This is a genomic window from Streptomyces scabichelini (genome assembly GCF_011045015.1).
Lineage (GTDB): Bacteria > Actinomycetota > Actinomycetes > Streptomycetales > Streptomycetaceae > Streptomyces > Streptomyces scabichelini.
The window spans coordinates 32,046-46,697 of record NZ_JAAKZY010000068.1 but is presented as its reverse complement, the minus strand read 5'-3'; the positions used below and the strand labels follow the sequence as shown (position 1 = coordinate 46,697).

Below are 14,652 nucleotides of genomic sequence, written 5' to 3'. Positions count from 1 at the left end.
CGCCTCCCCCACCGTGGCCGACCGTTACGGCACCCGTCCCTTCCCCGTACGCCTGGAGGACGGCAGCGATATCACCGTCCGCATCACCCTCGTACGTGAGCTGACACCCGCCGTGCCCGGCACCGAGTTCCTGGTCGTGGACCGTTCCGGCCTCGGCACCGAGCCCGCGCGCCCGACCGCCCTGCTGGTGACCGGCGACCACATGGACGCGGGGGCGCTGCGCAAGGCCGCGGGCGCCGGCATGGACGTACGACTGCGCTCCGAAGAGCGGGCGCGGTACGTGAACTCGCCCCTCCAGTCCGGCGCCGAGCGCGTCTACACGGCGGCGGTCGCGGCGGGCGCCGGATACGCCGTACTCGCGCTGCTGCTCGCCCTGGTGCGCGCGGCGCCGGAACGCGCCGCCCTGCTGGCCCGCCTGCGCACCATGGGTCTCACCCGCGGCCAGGGCCGCCGCCTGCTCATACTGGAATCCCTGCCGCAGGCCTTCCTCGCCGCGGCGGGCGGCACCCTGACGGGCTGGGCCGCCGTCCGCCTCCTGGCCCCTGGCATCGACCTGACCACCATCGCCCTCGCCACCCCCGGCGGCGCGCCCTCACCGGGCACCGCCCGGCTGCACAGCGACCCGGTGTCCCTGCTGGTCCCCGCCCTGGCCGTAATCCTCCTCGCGACGGGCATCGCGGCGGCTCAGGCCTGGTGGACGGGGAGGAAGGGCTCGGTCACGGAACTACGGGCGGGGGACGCCGGATGACACGGAGTCCGGGGTCCGGCGTCCGGAGTCCGTCCCGGACGGGAACGCCAGATGACGCCACCGCAGGAGTCGACCAGTGACAGCCACAGCAGGAGTCGTCCAGTGACAGCCACGGCAGGAGTTGCACAGTGACAGCCACCAACCCCACCTTCGCCGACCTGGCCCACCGCGCCGCGGCCAGCCGCGACCGTCCCGCCTACGGCCACGACGCCCTGATCACCTGCGACCGCCTGGTCCGTGTCTTCTCCACGGACGGCGTGGAGGTGCAGGCACTCCAGGGTCTCGATCTGCTGGTCCGCGAGGGCGAGTTGATGGCCCTGGTGGGCGCGTCGGGCAGCGGCAAGTCGACCCTGATGAACATCCTGGCCGGCCTGGACACCCCCACGGCTGGCGCGGCAAGGGTCGCGGGCCGCGACCTGTTGACCATGAACGCGAAGGACCGCCTGCGCTATCGCCGCGAGACCGTCGGCTTCGTCTGGCAGCAAACCGCCCGCAACCTCCTCCCCTACCTGACCGCCGCCCAGAACGTCGCGCTCCCCATGCAGCTGCGCGGCGCCCGCGGCCGCCGGGCGAAGGGCGAACGCGCCCTGGAACTCCTGGAACTGCTGGGCGTCGCCGACTGCCAGAGCCGCCACCCGCACCAGATGTCCGGCGGCCAGCAACAGCGCGTCGCCATCGCCGTGGCCCTCGCCAACTCCCCCGCCGTCCTCCTCGCCGACGAACCCACCGGCGAACTCGACTCCCACACCGCCGAGCAGATCTTCGCCGCCTTCCGCACCGCGAACGAACACCTCGGCACGACCATCGTCATCGTCACGCATGACCAGGCGGTCGCCGGCGAGGTCCGCCGTACGGTCGCCATCCGCGACGGCCGCACCTCCACGGAGGTCCTGCGCCGCACCGAGGTCGACGCCACGACCGGCCACGAGACGGTGGTGGCCCGCGAGTACGCCATGCTCGACCGCGCGGGACGGCTCCAGCTCCCCGCCGAGTACACCGAGGCCCTCGGCATGCGCGACCGCGTCGCCCTGGAACTCGAGCCCGACCACATCGGCATCTGGCCCGACGACGACGCGGCCGAGCGCGAGTAGGCGCTTCGGCCTCGCGGCCGTCGTCTGCCTCGCCTGGTCACCCGCTTGGTCGCTTGGCCACTTGCTTGGTCACTGCTTGGCCGCTCGGTCACTCGGTCGTTCGTGGAGCGGGTCAGCGCACGCTGACGTCCAGTGCCCCAAGTCCCGCCCTGCGTACGGCAATCGAGCCGTACGGAGTCCGCAGCCTGAGCCACGCGCCCGACGAGAGCAGCGCCAACGCGGGCTCCTCGGGCACGGGAGCGCGTGCGGGCCTGAGGAACCCCAGCGACTGTGCCGCGTGCGCAGCGCGCACCGGCAGGTCGGTGTCCCCGATCGGCCGGGACCAGATCTCCCGCCCGATCCCGTCCAGCTCGGCACGGGTACGCCGCTCGGGTGTCAACTCCCCGATGCGGGACCGGAATTCGGCGACCGCCGAAGCCACCATCGCCCGCACCGTGTCCAGCGCGGGCAGCCCCGGCTCCTGCCGCCAGCCGCCGCGCGGGGGCAGGACTCCCGCCCACGGCGGGCCGGTGACGGCGGCGGGCACGATCGCCGTGACCGCCGACTCGTCGATGGACTCCAGGAGTTCACCGGCCGAGACGGTCACATCCAGCGACACGTCGAGCCCGTTCTCGTACGGCTTCGCCAGCCGCGCCGTACGGATCGCGAGCACCTCGAACGACGGCGGCCGGCCGAACACCGCGAGCGCCGTCCCCGATCCCTGCAACCGCACCGCCGCCGCACGGTCGTAGTGGATCAGCCGGGCGAGGAAGGCGGCGAGATCCGCCGCCTCCCCGCCGTCGGCGAGGTGCAGGGCCGTCATGCCGCGACTGCCTCCGAAGGATCGGCACCGTCCTCGGTGGACTCGGTGTACTCCTCGAGGAAGGCCCGCTCCTCCGCGGTGATGCGGCGCGGTCGCTGCGCCTCGAAGTCGAACGGCACGATCACCGTCGAGGCCCGGACATACACCTGGTCCGGGTCCTTGACCTCGTACGCGATGGTGAACGACGCAGCCCTGATCTGTGTGACCCACAGCTCGATGTCCACCGGAGTGTGCCGGTGCACCAGCTGCTGCTTGTAGTCGATCTCATGGCGTGCCACCACGGACCCCTGCTGGAAATCCTTGTCCGGGCGGAACAGGAAGTCGATGCGCGCCTCCTCCAGATAACGGAGGAAGACCACGTTGTTGATGTGGCCGTACGCGTCCATGTCCGCCCAGCGCAGCGGGCAGCGGTAGATATGCCGCAAGATCAGTCCCGGGTCAGCTTCTTGTAGGTGGCTCGGTGCGGACGCGCGGCGTCCGGGCCCAGCCTCTCGATCTTGTTCTTCTCGTACGACTCGAAGTTGCCCTCGAACCAGAACCACTTGGAGTCGCCCTCGTACGCGAGGATGTGCGTCGCCACCCGGTCGAGGAACCACCGGTCGTGGGAGACGACCACGGCGCAGCCCGGGAACTCCAGCAGCGCGTTCTCCAGCGACGACAGCGTCTCGACGTCCAGGTCGTTGGTCGGCTCGTCGAGGAGCAGCAGGTTGCCGCCCTGCTTGAGGGTGAGCGCGAGGTTCAGCCGGTTACGCTCACCGCCGGAGAGGACACCGGCGGGCTTCTGCTGGTCCGGGCCCTTGAAGCCGAAGGCGGAGACGTACGCGCGGGACGGCATCTCGACCTGCCCGACGTTGATGTAGTCCATCTCGTCCGAGACGACGGCCCACAGCGTCTTCTTGGGTTCGATGTGCTCGCGGGTCTGGTCGACGTAACTGATCTTGACGGTGTCGCCGACCTTGATCGAACCGGAGTCCGGGTCCTCCAAGCCCTGGATCATCTTGAACAGCGTGGTCTTGCCCGCGCCGTTCGGACCGATGACACCGACGATGCCGTTGCGCGGCAGCGTGAAGGACAGGTCGTCGATGAGGAGCTTCTCGCCGAAGCCCTTGGTCAGGTTCTGGACCTCGACGACGACATTGCCCAGACGGGGGCCCGGCGGGATCTGGATCTCCTCGAAGTCCAGTTTCCGCATCTTGTCGGCCTCGGCGGCCATCTCCTCGTACCGGGCGAGACGTGCCTTGGACTTGGCCTGCCGCCCCTTGGCATTGGAGCGGACCCACTCGAGCTCGTCCTTCAGACGCTTCTGCCGCTTGGCGTCCTTCTGGCCCTCGACCTTGAGGCGGGTGGCCTTGGTCTCCAGGTAACTCGAGTAGTTGCCCTCGTAGCCGTGGAGACGGCCACGGTCGACCTCGCAGATCCACCCGGCGACGTTGTCCAGGAAGTACCGGTCGTGGGTGACGGCGACGACGGTGCCGGCGTACTTCGCGAGGTGCTGCTCCAGCCAGTTCACGGACTCGGCGTCGAGGTGGTTGGTGGGCTCGTCGAGAAGCAGCAGGTCGGGCTGCTCGAGCAGCAGCTTGCAGAGCGCGACGCGGCGCTTCTCACCACCGGAGAGGTTGGTGACGGGCCAGTCACCGGGCGGGCAGCCCAGGGCGTCCATGGCCTGCTCGAGCTGGGAGTCCAGGTCCCACGCGTTGGCGTGGTCGAGGTCCTCCTGGAGCTTGCCCATCTCCTCCATCAGCGCGTCGGTGTACTCGGTCGCCATCTGCTCGGCGATCTCGTTGAACCGGTCGAGCTTGCCCTTGATCGAGGCGACACCCTCCTGGACGTTCTCCAGGACGGTCTTCTCCTCGTTCAGCGGGGGCTCCTGCAGGAGGATGCCGACGCTGTAACCGGGCGACAGGAAGGCGTCACCGTTCGACGGCTGCTCAAGACCAGCCATGATCTTGAGGACGGTCGACTTGCCGGCACCGTTCGGGCCGAGGACGCCGATCTTCGCTCCCGGCAGGAAGCTCAGGGTGACGTCGTCAAGAATCACCTTGTCGCCGTGCGCCTTGCGCGCCTTGCGCATGGTGTAAATGTACTCAGCCAAGAGAAACCGTCCGGACGCTTGAAATCGGCAGTGGGCAGATACACCCCATCTTGCCTGACGTCCACCCTCGGGTGGTAACCCATATGGTCGGGGGGCTGTGACCTGGGGCTTCACGGTCGGAGGTTGTAGCTTGCCTGTCACTGTCGGTCGTCGTTGGTCGGCCTCGGGGGGCCTCGGACGGCCCAGAGACGGCCCAGCATCCGCCTCTGTTCTGAGCCTGCCTGTGTGCTCATCGCCTACGAGCGGATCACCCGGCCCTGCCGAGCCTGTGCCTCAATCGGAAGCATGCGGTTCCGCCGTCCAGCCACCGTCTGGAGGTGTGTGATCCCCCAGAGGGTCTAACAGAGGGCTGGAGTGGTACATAGGTCGCATGAAAACAAGGTTGAAGCGGACCATCTTAACCATTCTTCTCGCACTAGCGGTAGTCGGTTATTTCTTGCTGCTTTGGCGCGGCCCCTGGTGGCTAGACGGCGGCCATCTTCGCGACAAGGATCTCCAGCCAGCAGACGGCGTCGTAATTACCGGTTTTCGCACAACGCTTGTAGCAATCGGCGCTGGAGTGGTGGCAGCCCTGGGACTTTCCTATACCCATAGGAGCCACAAACAGACTGAGCGCATGTTTGAGCACACGCGAGAGAAGGACCGGGAACAAGCGGAACTTACGCGCGAAAGCCAAGTTACAGACCGCTATATTGACGCGATCAAACTACTCGGATCAGAGAAGATAGCCGAGCGCCTCGGCGGCATCTATTCACTTGAGCGAATCATGAAAGATTCCGAGCGCGACCATTCCACGATTGTTGAGGTTCTAGCTTCATTCATCCGACAGCGCGCCTCTATTACCGAGGGCCTAAAAGAGACGCCTGCCGGATACCGCGCACCCGAAGATATCCATGCCGCCTTTACTGTGTTGAGTAGACGGCCCGAGCGGGATGACGAAGCTACCATCACCCTAGTCAACACAGACTTGCGAGGGCTTTACTTGCAAGGCGGTCGGCTTGACGGAATGGTCCTGGGAAGTGCCTGCCTAGACAGAGGGACGTTCTGGAATGTATCGATCCGCAGGGTCAACCTCACCATGACCTCGCTCGGCAACACCATGTTCGATGGCGGGACGATGGAGGAATCAATGTTCTATCAAGCACGTTTTGACGATGCAAAACTATTTGGTGTAAAAATGACGGGCGCTAATTTGCAATCAGCACGACTCACCCGGACCCTATTGAGTGACGTCGACATGGATCAAGTAGACCTCAGAAATGCACGCTTGAACGAAGCGATGATCACGGATGGCACCACCTTGGCCAGCGATGATCTAATCAAGGCAGAAATAAATGAAGATTGCCATCTTCCGACCCGTCTCATGCAAGACGAAAAGGTTATTGCTCGTATCGCTGAATGCTTGAGGAAGCGAGAAGAAGGGAACGGAAATTCGACACACTCCGCTCCCCCGCCATCTTCGGACTAGGTTGCATCGAGGTCGGTGGAACGGCTTTGGGCTGGAGCTGCTTTGGGGCGAGTGATCATGGCCCCTTAAGCTTCCGGCGAGTCGGGCAGTCTGTGGACCTGCCCGTTAAAGCACGACGTTGGGGCCATGATCTTAGAGGCTCGCCCCAAAGTGGCTGCCTAAAGCCGTGGAGCCGACCGCCCCAGCCACAGAGGGTGTCTCCCACTTCATGCCCGCAGCTCGCCAGCGCGCCGCCGGGCGCGGCCAGCCGGGGCGGAGACAGGAGGCAGGCCGCGCCGCAGAGGCGGCGCGCGCCCGCGCCGTGCGCGGGCCTTGATGGAGTAGGGAAAGTTCTATCCCGCTGGGATGAGGCGCTTGCCGTCGTGGCTCCGCACATGTGGGCCGTTGCCGTCCAGGGCGTCCAGGAGACGGATCGCGTAGACCTCGGCCATGCGCTCCGCGACTTCCTCGGGCGTGAGCCAGGCAACCGCGGTCGACTCGCTCGACGTGCGCTCCATGCCGCCGGACGGCTTGCAGCGGAAGACCAGGGCGACGATGCCCCGGGTGGTGTTCTTGTAGACCCCGGTCAGCTCGTCCACCTCGACGTGGATGCCCGTCTCCTCGAAGACTTCGCGGGCTACGCCGGTCTCCGGGGCCTCGCTGAGTTCGAGTACGCCGCCGGGGAGCTCCCAAGTTCCGTTGTCGGCGCGGCGGATCGCCAGGAGGCGGCCATCTTCGCGCACCACTACTCCGGCGACAGATACGGAGTGCAGCGGCGGCGACGTTGCTTCCTGTGATTGACTCATGTACAGGAGCATAGGAGGCAGAGAAGGACTATGGGAACTGCAGTAGGAGGCCAGAGGTCAGTACCTCGGTACGCGCAGATCGCCGAGGAGATCATCCAGCAGATCCGGGCAGGCGTCCTGAAGCCTGGCGAGATGGTGCCTAGCGAGTCCGAACTTGTCGACCGTTACAACGTCTCGGGCGGCACGATCCGTAAGGCCATGGTCGAGGTGCGCGCGAGCGGGCTCGTCGAGACCCGGCACGGCAAGGGCTCCATCGTGAAGGACCGGCCTCCCGTACGGCATCGCTCCTCCGACCGCTTCCGGCGCTCGCTCCGGCAGGGCGGCCAGGCTGCGTATCTCGCTGAGTCCGCGCAGTCCGGCGCCACGGCCAAGGTGAGCGTCCTCTACATCGGCCCGATGGAGGCTCCCGAGGATGCCGCCCGGCGGTTGGGCGTCCCCGCCGGCACTCAGGTGCTCGCCCGGCGGCGGCTCTACTTCCGCAACGGCACCCCGGTCGAGACCGCGTCCTCGTACCTCCCGTGGGACGTTGTGAAGGAGATCCCCGAGCTGTTCGCCGAGAACCCCGGCGGTGGTGGCATCTACGCCCGACTCGAAGACCACGGGCACGAGTTCGCGGAGTTCGTTGAGACGCTGCAAGCGCGCCCGGCCTCCAAGGCGGAGTCGTCCGAGCTGGCGCTCAGCCCCGGTGCTCCGGTGGTCCACCTGGTCCGGGAGGCGCGTACGACCGAGGGCCGTGTGGTCGAGGTCTGCGACACGCTGATGGCTGCTGACCAGTTCGTTTTCGAGTACCGGATCCCGGCCGCCGACTGACGCGCGCTCAACTCCCCGCAGCCCGTCGCGAGTTCTTCTTCGCGGCGGGTTGACTCATGTACAGGAGTCAGGCACTCTTCTTCATGTCACTCATATACATGAGTGACGGAGTCCAGCCCCTGTGTAGGAGTGATCTGCTGTGCGTCAGATTCCCGTCGACACCGCCAACGCCACCGTGATGGTCGCCAAGGCCCCGCAGCCCAAGGTCAAGGACCGTCGTACCGGTGAGATCGCCCTCGACAAGGACGGCGTCACCCTGATGACCGTGGAGGTCATGTTCTCCACGCCCGAGGAGGTCGAGATCCTCAAGCTCACCGTTCCGCAGCCCGGCGTCTCCGAGGACCTGACCATGGGCACCCCGGTCGCCCTGACGGGTCTGGTTGCCTCGGCGTGGGAGAACGAGTTCAACGGGCAGAAGCGCCACGGCATCGCGTTCCGCGCGGTCGCCGTCACATCGCTCGCCGCCGCTGCCTCGAAGCCCAAGGCGGCCTGATCATGACCTGGTTCACGGTCGCCCTGGTGCTGGTCGTCGCTGCCGCAGGTGTTCTGCGGTGGCGGCGCCCCGCCTGGTACTGGCTGACCTTCGGCGTCACCCTCGCCGCCCTGCGGGTCGCCTTCCGCTACGCCTCCGTCATGGACGCCTGCGGCCTGACCGTCCCGCCCTCGCGCTGGCGCCTCACCCTCGCCCGGGTGGCCAACCGGCCGGTCCCCGAGTCCCGCGCCCCGCGCATCCTGCGACTGCGACCCACCCGGACCGGCCTGGTCCTACGGCTCAAGCTCCGCCCCGGACAGGACGCCTTCGACGTCTCGGCCGCCACCGACCGGCTGCGCCACTCCTTCGGGATGTATGGCGTCACCTCCCGCGAACTGCGGTCCGGTGTCGTTGAGTTGAGGATGACCGGCTATGACGTCCTCAAGCGGGTACAGATGCCCGCCAAGACCGGATCAGCTCCGATGCGCATACCCGTCGCACTTCGCGAAGACGGGTCGATCCACTACCGCGACTACCGCACCGTCCCGCATGGGCTCACGCTCGGCGCCACCGAGTCGGGCAAGTCCGTCTATCAGCGCAACCTCGTCGCCGGACTCGCCGCGCAGGACGTCGCCCTCGTCGGCATCGACTGCAAGCAGGGCGTCGAACTCTTCCCGCTCGCCCGCCGCTTCTCCGCCCTCGCCGACAACCCGGACACCGCCCTCGACCTGCTCGAAGCACTCGTGACGCACATGCAGGACGTCTACCAACTCATCCGCGCCCAGCAGCGCATCAGCGTCAACGTCCCGGACGCGGAGATCGCCGCCGACATCTGGGACCTGCCCGCCGACATGCGCCCGGTCCCCGTCGTGGTCCTGGTCGACGAGGTCGCCGAACTCGCCCTGTTCGCTTCGAAGGACGAGGAAAAGCGGCGGGACCGGATCATCACCGCCCTGGTCCGCCTCGCCCAGCTCGGCCGTGCCTCCGGGATCTACCTGGAGATCTGCGGGCAGCGCTTCGGCTCCGAACTCGGCAAGGGCATCACCATGCTCCGCGCCCAGCTCACCGGCCGTACCGCGCACCGCGTCAACGATGAGTCCTCCGCGAACATGGCCTTCGGCGACATCGCCCCGGACGCCGTCCTTGCCGCCATCCAGATCCCCACCGAGACCCCCGGCATCGCCGTCACCGGCGACTCCTCCGGCGGCTGGGCCCGTATCCGCGCCCCGCACACCTCGCTGCGCCAGGCCGTGAACGTCTGCAACCGGCACGCCGACCGCACCCCGGACCTGCCCGCACTCGCAGCCTTCCGGCCCGCCGTCGCTCCGCTGCCCTCGGCCCGTGTCCCGCTGTCCAAGACCGCGCCCGCCACGGCCTGACAACTCCCGCTCCACGGTCGGCGTGACCGTCTCGCGTCAGGTCCCTACCCCCTCCATGCCTGAAACGGAGTCATCCCTGTGTCTGTCATCCCGTTCCCGAAGCGCACTCCGGCTCCCGGCCCGGTCGATCCGCTGGAATCCGCCCTGCTGTCCGCCTGGAACAACTCGCCGGACGTCATGGACGACTACCGCGACTTCGAGCCCGAAGACGTCTCCGATCCCGACCAGGACCAGGACCAGGACCAGTGACGTGATGGCCTCGCGACTGCGTATCGATGCCGTCCTGGTCCAGGCCGTCATCGCCGGGGCGCTGTCCTTCGCCCACCTGCACGACCTCGCCGCCGCTGCCGGACAGGACGGCTGGAAGGCCTGGGCCTATCCCATCTCGGTTGACCTGCTGCTGGTTGCCGCCTGGCGACGGCTGCGTACCGATGGCCCGTCCCGGCTGGCCTGGTGCTGGTTCCTGATCGCCCTGGTGGCCTCGCTCGACGCCAACGTCGCCACCGCCGGACTCCTCGACCTCGGCGACGTCCCGGCCTGGCTGCGCATCCTGGTCGCCGCCTGGCCTGCCCTGGCCTTCATGGGCGGCACCCTCCTCGCCCACTCGGCTGGGGACCAGGTGCCGGATCCGCCGGCACCCGCAGCCCCCGAATCCGCACCCGAGATCCCGGGACCTGCGGCCTCCGTCCAGGCCCCGGAGCCCGCCGAGATCCCCGCGGCTGAACAGGCCCCGGCTCTGCCCGCTGCCGATCCGAGCCCGGCGACTCCGGCTGTCCCGGCCGCTCTGGTCGACCACGCCCGCAAGGTCGCCGACGACCACCAGGCCCGCACCGGCACCCGGATCGACACCGACACCCTGCGCGCCCGCCTCGGCGTCCCGCCCCAGCTCGCCGACGCCATCGCCGCCCAACTCGCCTGATCAGAAAGGAGAACCACCGACATGCCTGCCCGCGACCACTTCCACTCCCTGATGCAGATCGGCCCCGTGCAGATCGGCACCCACCGCGACCCTCACGGCCAGACCAAACACGCCGCCGTGTGCACCGCCGACCGGTGCGGCTGGTCGTCCGACTTCTCCAGCCAGACCGCCGCCCAGCTCGCCGCCCGCACCCACCGCTGCAAGGTCCGCTAGGAGGCCACCGCCCATGGACGTCCCGCTCTGGCTCGCCCTCGCCGTCGTCGGCTACCTCGGCATCAAGCTCATCCGCCCGCCCTGGTGGCTCGTGGCCGTGCTCCTCCTCGGCGGCTACCTCCTCGCCGACAGCCTGCTTGCCCCCGTGATCGACACCACCATCAAGTAGCCCGCCACAGAAGGGAGTTCGGCAATGTTCCGTCCCAAGGTCCCGGTCAACCCGATGCCCACCGGCATCGTCACCCCACCCGCCGCCGTCGAGCCGACCACCGTCATCCCGTCCGCGCTCGCGCAGACCCCGGCTCCCGCACCGGTGGCCCCGACCCGGCCCACGGTCCAGCTCACGCTCGGCGCCCTGGTCGCCGTCGTCGGCGGCGGAACCGCCGTGGTCCTGGTCGTCGGCGCCGTCCTCGTCTCGATGCTCCTCGCGGTCGCCATCACCGCCACCTCCGTGGCCGTGTGCGCGGTCGTGCTCCGTTCCCTCCTCAACAACCAGAAGGGCCACTGAAATGGGCATCTTCAGCAAGCGTCCCGCCGCCGACCCGGTCGAGCAGGACCGGCAGCTCCAGCAGGCCAAGCGTGAGGCCACTGAGCGCAACCGCGAGATCTACGGCCGGATCCAGAACGGCACGGCCAGTCGCGAAGACAAGCGCATCTTCAATGCCGGGCGCAAGCGTTCCGGCCGCGTCTGACCGGCCCCCGGGCGGCCTCAACCGCCAAGTCTCCGCCGCCCGGGAGCCGTGCCCCACTCCGATCTCGCAACCGGAAGGAACCCCCAGCATGACTGACCGCACTCGCCCGCCGTCCCGTATCTGCCCCAACTGCGACGGCTTCGCTTCCGCCGCCGTCACCCTCGGCGACCGCGACCGGCACGGCCACCTGCGCATCATCACCGCCGACTGCCCGGCCTGCCACGGCACCGGTACCGCTCGCCGTTCGCCCGTCCGGGAGGGCGCCCGTGCCTGACACGCTGCTCGACCCGACCACCCTCGGCGACCTGCTGAGGGTGGCCTCGGCCGACGACTTCGACCGCTGGAAAGACCAGATACGCCGCACCGGGGGCTGCGCCGACCCCATCCACCTCACCGGCTGGACCCGCGCCAAGGACAAGACGACCGGCGAGACCCTGCACCACTACTCCACCGAAAACGAGCCCGGCGGACGCCTCCGCCTCGCCTGCGGCAACCGCCGCGCCTCCCGCTGCCCCTCCTGCGCCTTCACCTACGCCGGAGACACCTACCACCTCATCCGCGCAGGCCTGGCCGGAGACGACCGCCGCGACATCCCCGCCACCGTCCGCGACCACCCCCGCGTCTTCGCCACCCTCACCGCCCCCTCCTTCGGCCCGGTCCACAACCGCCCCGACCGGGGCACCTGCCGCTGCGGCACCCGCCACCCGTCCGACGACCCCGCGCTCGGCACGGCACTCGATCCGACCACGTACGACTACGCCGCCGCCGTCCTCTTCAACAACCACGCGGGCAACCTGTGGATGAGGTTCACGACTCGCCTCCGCCGTGAGATCGCCGCTCGCGCGGGCCTCACCCGCCGGGAACTGGCCGATCACGCACGCATCTCGTACGGCAAGGTCGCCGAGTTCCAAAAGCGCGGCGCCCTGCACTTCCACGCCGTGATCCGCCTCGACGGTCCCGAGGGCCCCGACACCCCGCCCCCGTCCTGGGCAACGGTCGACCTGCTCGCCGACGCAATCCACGCCGCCGCCGCGCACTCGTACACCTCGGTCTCGGTCCCGGCCGCTGAGGACCAGCCCGCCCGGACCTTCCGCTGGGGCACCCAGCTCGACGTCCGCCCGGTCAAGGCCTTCGGTGACGGCTCCGACATCACCGAACAGGCCGTGGCCTCCTACGTCGCCAAGTACGCCACCAAGGCCGCCGAGAACACCGGCACCCTCGACCGGCGCATCGGCGAACTCTCCGAACTCGACCGCCACCAGGTCCCCGACCACACCCGCCGACTCATCAAGGCCTGCAAGGACCTCGACCGCCTGTACCCCGACCGGCGCCTCTGGGCCTGGGCGCACATGCTCGGCTTCCGCGGCCACTTCTCCTCCAAGTCCCGCCGCTACTCGACCACCCTCGGCGAGCTCCGCCAGGCCCGCGCCGACTTCCGCGCCGCCCAGGAACGCGAAGCCCTCGGCCTGGAGGACCGCGAGCCGGACACCGTCCTCGTCCTCACCGACTGGCAGTACGCCGGACACGGCCACACCCCCGGCGAATCCGCCCTCGCCGCGACGATCGCCCGAGACCTCCAGCTCAACCGCGAAACCGCCCGCGAAGCCCTCCGCGACCAGTCCGCCGACGAGAGGGAGTGGTGACATGGCCTCCGAGTTGCCGCGCCGCTTCCTGACGCCTGACGACCTGGTGGAGATGTTCGAGCTGCCCAGCATCGAGACGGTCTACCAGTGGCGCCGCAAACGCACCGGTCCCCGTGGCTTCCGCGTCGGCCGGCACCTGCGCTTCGACCCGAACGACGTGCGGGCCTGGGTGGACTCCCAGATGGGGGAGGCTGCCTGATGGCGGGACACGTCCAAGACCGCTGGTTCCGGACCGAGGTGGACTCGGACGGCAAGACCCGAAAGGTCAAGACCGATCGTCATGGCCAGGGCCTGCGCTATCGGGCGCGATACGTCGCCCCTGACGGCACCGAGAAGTCGAAGAGCTTCCCCGACAAGCAGAAGCGCTTGGCCGACACGTGGTTGACCAACATCGAAGCCGACATGGCGCGCGGGCAGTACATGGACCCGAAGGCTGGTCGCGTCACCTTCCGCGAGTACACGGAACGCTGGATCGGTGCCCTCACGACCGACCTCACGAGCCGCGCCGCCGTGGAAGGCAGGTTGCGCCTTCACGCTCTGCCGTACCTCGGCGCTCGCCCCATCGGCTCCTTCCAGCCTGAGCACGTCCGCGACTGGAACCGGCAACTCGAAGACGCCGTAGCGTCCGCCCAGTACCGGCGCCTCATCTTCGACGCGGTCTCCTCCGTGCTGAACGCGGCCGTAGATGACCGTCTGCTGGCCTCGAATCCCTGCCGAGCCCGATCGGTCAAGGCACCTCGACCCGCGCCGACTCGTGTGCATCCGTGGGCTGCTGAGCAGGTGTTCGGCGTACGGGCCGGTCTGCCCGACCGCTACAAGGGCACGGTCGACGTGGGGGCGGGATGTGGTCTACGGCAGGGAGAAATCTTCGGACTCGCCGTCGACAACATCGGTGATCTCGGCTGGCTGTACGTGCGCCAGCAGGTCAAGAAGGTTCACGGCACTCTCGTCTTCGCCCCTCCCAAGCGAGGCAAGCTCCGTGACGTGCCCCTCGACCTTGAGGTATCGGCCGCACTGACCGAGCACATGAAGCAGTTCCCGCCGGTCGACGTCACCTTGCCGTGGCTGACCCCGACCGGCCCGAAGGTCACTCGTCGGCTCGTCTTCACGAGCGGCATCGGCGCCGCCATCTGGAGCCAGGGGTTCAACGACCAGTCGTGGAAGCCCGCGTTGGCGTCCGCCGGGATCATTCCGGTCCCCAAGAAGGGCCAGCGGTACGCGGCGGCCCGCGAGCACGGCATGCACGCCCTACGGCACTTCTACGCCTCGGTCCTCCTGGACGCCGGGGAGAACATCAAAGCCCTGAGTCTCTACCTCGGTCACAGTGACCCGGGGTTCACCCTGCGCGTCTACACGCACCTTATGCCGTCCAGTGAGACCCGGACCCGGAAAGCCATCTCCGCGATGTACCGGGCCGCCGGTCACGCTCATGACGGCCCAGAGGCGGCCCAAGCTGCCTGACACGGCCCCTCATCGGTGGAAAACCCGCTGGTGAGGGGCCTTTTCATGCCCTCTGACGGCAAGTAACACCCCATCTT

General features: G+C 68.3%; 20 protein-coding genes. 16 read left to right on the top strand and 4 right to left on the bottom strand.

The window, feature by feature from the left end; genetic code table 11:
* Together G5C60_RS22140 and G5C60_RS22135 are read left to right on the top strand one after the other, a co-directional pair.
* Positions 1–748, top strand: a 748-nt coding sequence (locus G5C60_RS22140; RefSeq protein WP_165261969.1) for an FtsX-like permease family protein, incomplete at its 5' end; no start/stop codon positions are given.
* Between the two features lie 128 nt (positions 749–876).
* On the top strand, positions 877–1,839 hold the full coding sequence (locus G5C60_RS22135) for an ATP-binding cassette domain-containing protein (RefSeq protein WP_165261967.1): 963 nt from the start codon (positions 877–879) through the stop codon (positions 1,837–1,839).
* A 112-nt stretch (positions 1,840–1,951) separates the two neighbouring features.
* Here the strand turns inward: G5C60_RS22135 and G5C60_RS22130 are convergent, their stop codons facing one another.
* From G5C60_RS22130 to ettA, 3 genes are read right to left on the bottom strand one after another with little or no spacing between them, the layout of a single operon-like run.
* Positions 1,952–2,641 (bottom strand): DUF8185 domain-containing protein, encoded by a 690-nt coding sequence (locus G5C60_RS22130; protein ID WP_165261965.1) that lies wholly within the window; start codon positions 2,639–2,641, stop codon positions 1,952–1,954.
* Positions 2,638–3,066 carry an acyl-CoA thioesterase gene (locus G5C60_RS22125; protein WP_165261963.1) on the bottom strand — a complete coding sequence of 143 codons (429 nt, stop codon included), beginning with the start codon at positions 3,064–3,066 and terminating at the stop codon, positions 2,638–2,640. The genes G5C60_RS22130 and G5C60_RS22125 overlap by 4 nt, the downstream gene beginning before the upstream one ends.
* 2 nt (positions 3,067–3,068) lie before the next feature.
* A complete protein-coding gene (gene ettA, locus G5C60_RS22120; protein WP_165261961.1) occupies positions 3,069–4,733 on the bottom strand; it encodes an energy-dependent translational throttle protein EttA in 1,665 nt (554 codons plus the stop codon).
* Between the two features lie 370 nt (positions 4,734–5,103).
* Between ettA and G5C60_RS22115 the strand changes: the two genes are divergently transcribed.
* Positions 5,104–6,201, top strand: a complete 1,098-nt coding sequence (locus G5C60_RS22115) for a pentapeptide repeat-containing protein (protein ID WP_165261959.1) — start codon at positions 5,104–5,106, stop codon at positions 6,199–6,201.
* Between the two features lie 332 nt (positions 6,202–6,533).
* Here G5C60_RS22115 and G5C60_RS22110 read toward each other — a convergent pair whose 3' ends face one another.
* Positions 6,534–6,998 (bottom strand): NUDIX domain-containing protein, encoded by a 465-nt coding sequence (locus tag G5C60_RS22110; protein WP_165261957.1) that lies wholly within the window; start codon positions 6,996–6,998, stop codon positions 6,534–6,536.
* A gap of 18 nt (positions 6,999–7,016) precedes the next feature.
* Here G5C60_RS22110 and G5C60_RS22105 point away from each other — a divergent pair, with 18 nt between their 5' ends.
* From G5C60_RS22105 to G5C60_RS22045, 13 genes are all read left to right on the top strand, one after another.
* Entirely contained in the window at positions 7,017–7,796 is a 780-nt protein-coding gene (locus G5C60_RS22105) for a GntR family transcriptional regulator (protein WP_165261955.1), read from the top strand.
* Positions 7,797–7,935: 139 nt separating this feature from the next.
* On the top strand, positions 7,936–8,289 hold the full coding sequence (locus tag G5C60_RS22100) for an SCO3933 family regulatory protein (protein WP_165261953.1): 354 nt from the start codon (positions 7,936–7,938) through the stop codon (positions 8,287–8,289).
* A 2-nt stretch (positions 8,290–8,291) separates the two neighbouring features.
* Positions 8,292–9,647, top strand: coding sequence for an FtsK/SpoIIIE domain-containing protein (locus G5C60_RS22095; protein ID WP_165261951.1), 1,356 nt, complete (start codon positions 8,292–8,294; stop codon positions 9,645–9,647).
* A 78-nt stretch (positions 9,648–9,725) separates the two neighbouring features.
* Complete coding sequence (locus G5C60_RS22090) at positions 9,726–9,896, top strand: hypothetical protein (protein ID WP_165261949.1); 171 nt, start codon at positions 9,726–9,728, stop codon at positions 9,894–9,896.
* A gap of 4 nt (positions 9,897–9,900) precedes the next feature.
* Positions 9,901–10,566 carry a DUF2637 domain-containing protein gene (locus G5C60_RS22085; protein WP_165261947.1) on the top strand — a complete coding sequence of 222 codons (666 nt, stop codon included), beginning with the start codon at positions 9,901–9,903 and terminating at the stop codon, positions 10,564–10,566.
* 21 nt (positions 10,567–10,587) lie between these two features.
* Positions 10,588–10,779, top strand: a complete 192-nt coding sequence (locus G5C60_RS22080; RefSeq protein ID WP_165261945.1) for a mobile element transfer protein — start codon at positions 10,588–10,590, stop codon at positions 10,777–10,779.
* Positions 10,780–10,792: 13 nt separating this feature from the next.
* Positions 10,793–10,948: a DUF4175 domain-containing protein gene (locus tag G5C60_RS22075; RefSeq protein ID WP_165261943.1), complete on the top strand. Its 156-nt coding sequence runs from the start codon at positions 10,793–10,795 to the stop codon at positions 10,946–10,948.
* 24 nt (positions 10,949–10,972) lie between these two features.
* On the top strand, positions 10,973–11,287 hold the full coding sequence (locus G5C60_RS22070) for a SpdD-like protein (RefSeq protein ID WP_165261941.1): 315 nt from the start codon (positions 10,973–10,975) through the stop codon (positions 11,285–11,287).
* A gap of 1 nt (position 11,288) precedes the next feature.
* Entirely contained in the window at positions 11,289–11,471 is a 183-nt protein-coding gene (locus G5C60_RS22065) for a hypothetical protein (RefSeq protein ID WP_165261939.1), read from the top strand.
* Between the two features lie 88 nt (positions 11,472–11,559).
* Positions 11,560–11,745 carry a hypothetical protein gene (locus tag G5C60_RS22060; RefSeq protein ID WP_165261937.1) on the top strand — a complete coding sequence of 62 codons (186 nt, stop codon included), beginning with the start codon at positions 11,560–11,562 and terminating at the stop codon, positions 11,743–11,745.
* Positions 11,738–13,114 (top strand): replication initiator protein RepSA, encoded by a 1,377-nt coding sequence (gene repSA, locus G5C60_RS22055; RefSeq protein ID WP_165261935.1) that lies wholly within the window; start codon positions 11,738–11,740, stop codon positions 13,112–13,114. The genes G5C60_RS22060 and repSA overlap by 8 nt, the downstream gene beginning before the upstream one ends.
* Before the next feature lies 1 nt (position 13,115).
* The gene (locus G5C60_RS22050; protein ID WP_165261933.1) at positions 13,116–13,313 is read left to right on the top strand and encodes a helix-turn-helix transcriptional regulator; all 198 of its coding nucleotides are present in this window, start codon (positions 13,116–13,118) and stop codon (positions 13,311–13,313) included.
* The gene (locus G5C60_RS22045) at positions 13,313–14,575 is read left to right on the top strand and encodes a tyrosine-type recombinase/integrase (RefSeq protein ID WP_165261931.1); all 1,263 of its coding nucleotides are present in this window, start codon (positions 13,313–13,315) and stop codon (positions 14,573–14,575) included. Before G5C60_RS22050 ends, G5C60_RS22045 begins: the two co-directional genes overlap by 1 nt.
* The last annotated feature ends 77 nt before the right edge of the window (positions 14,576–14,652 follow it).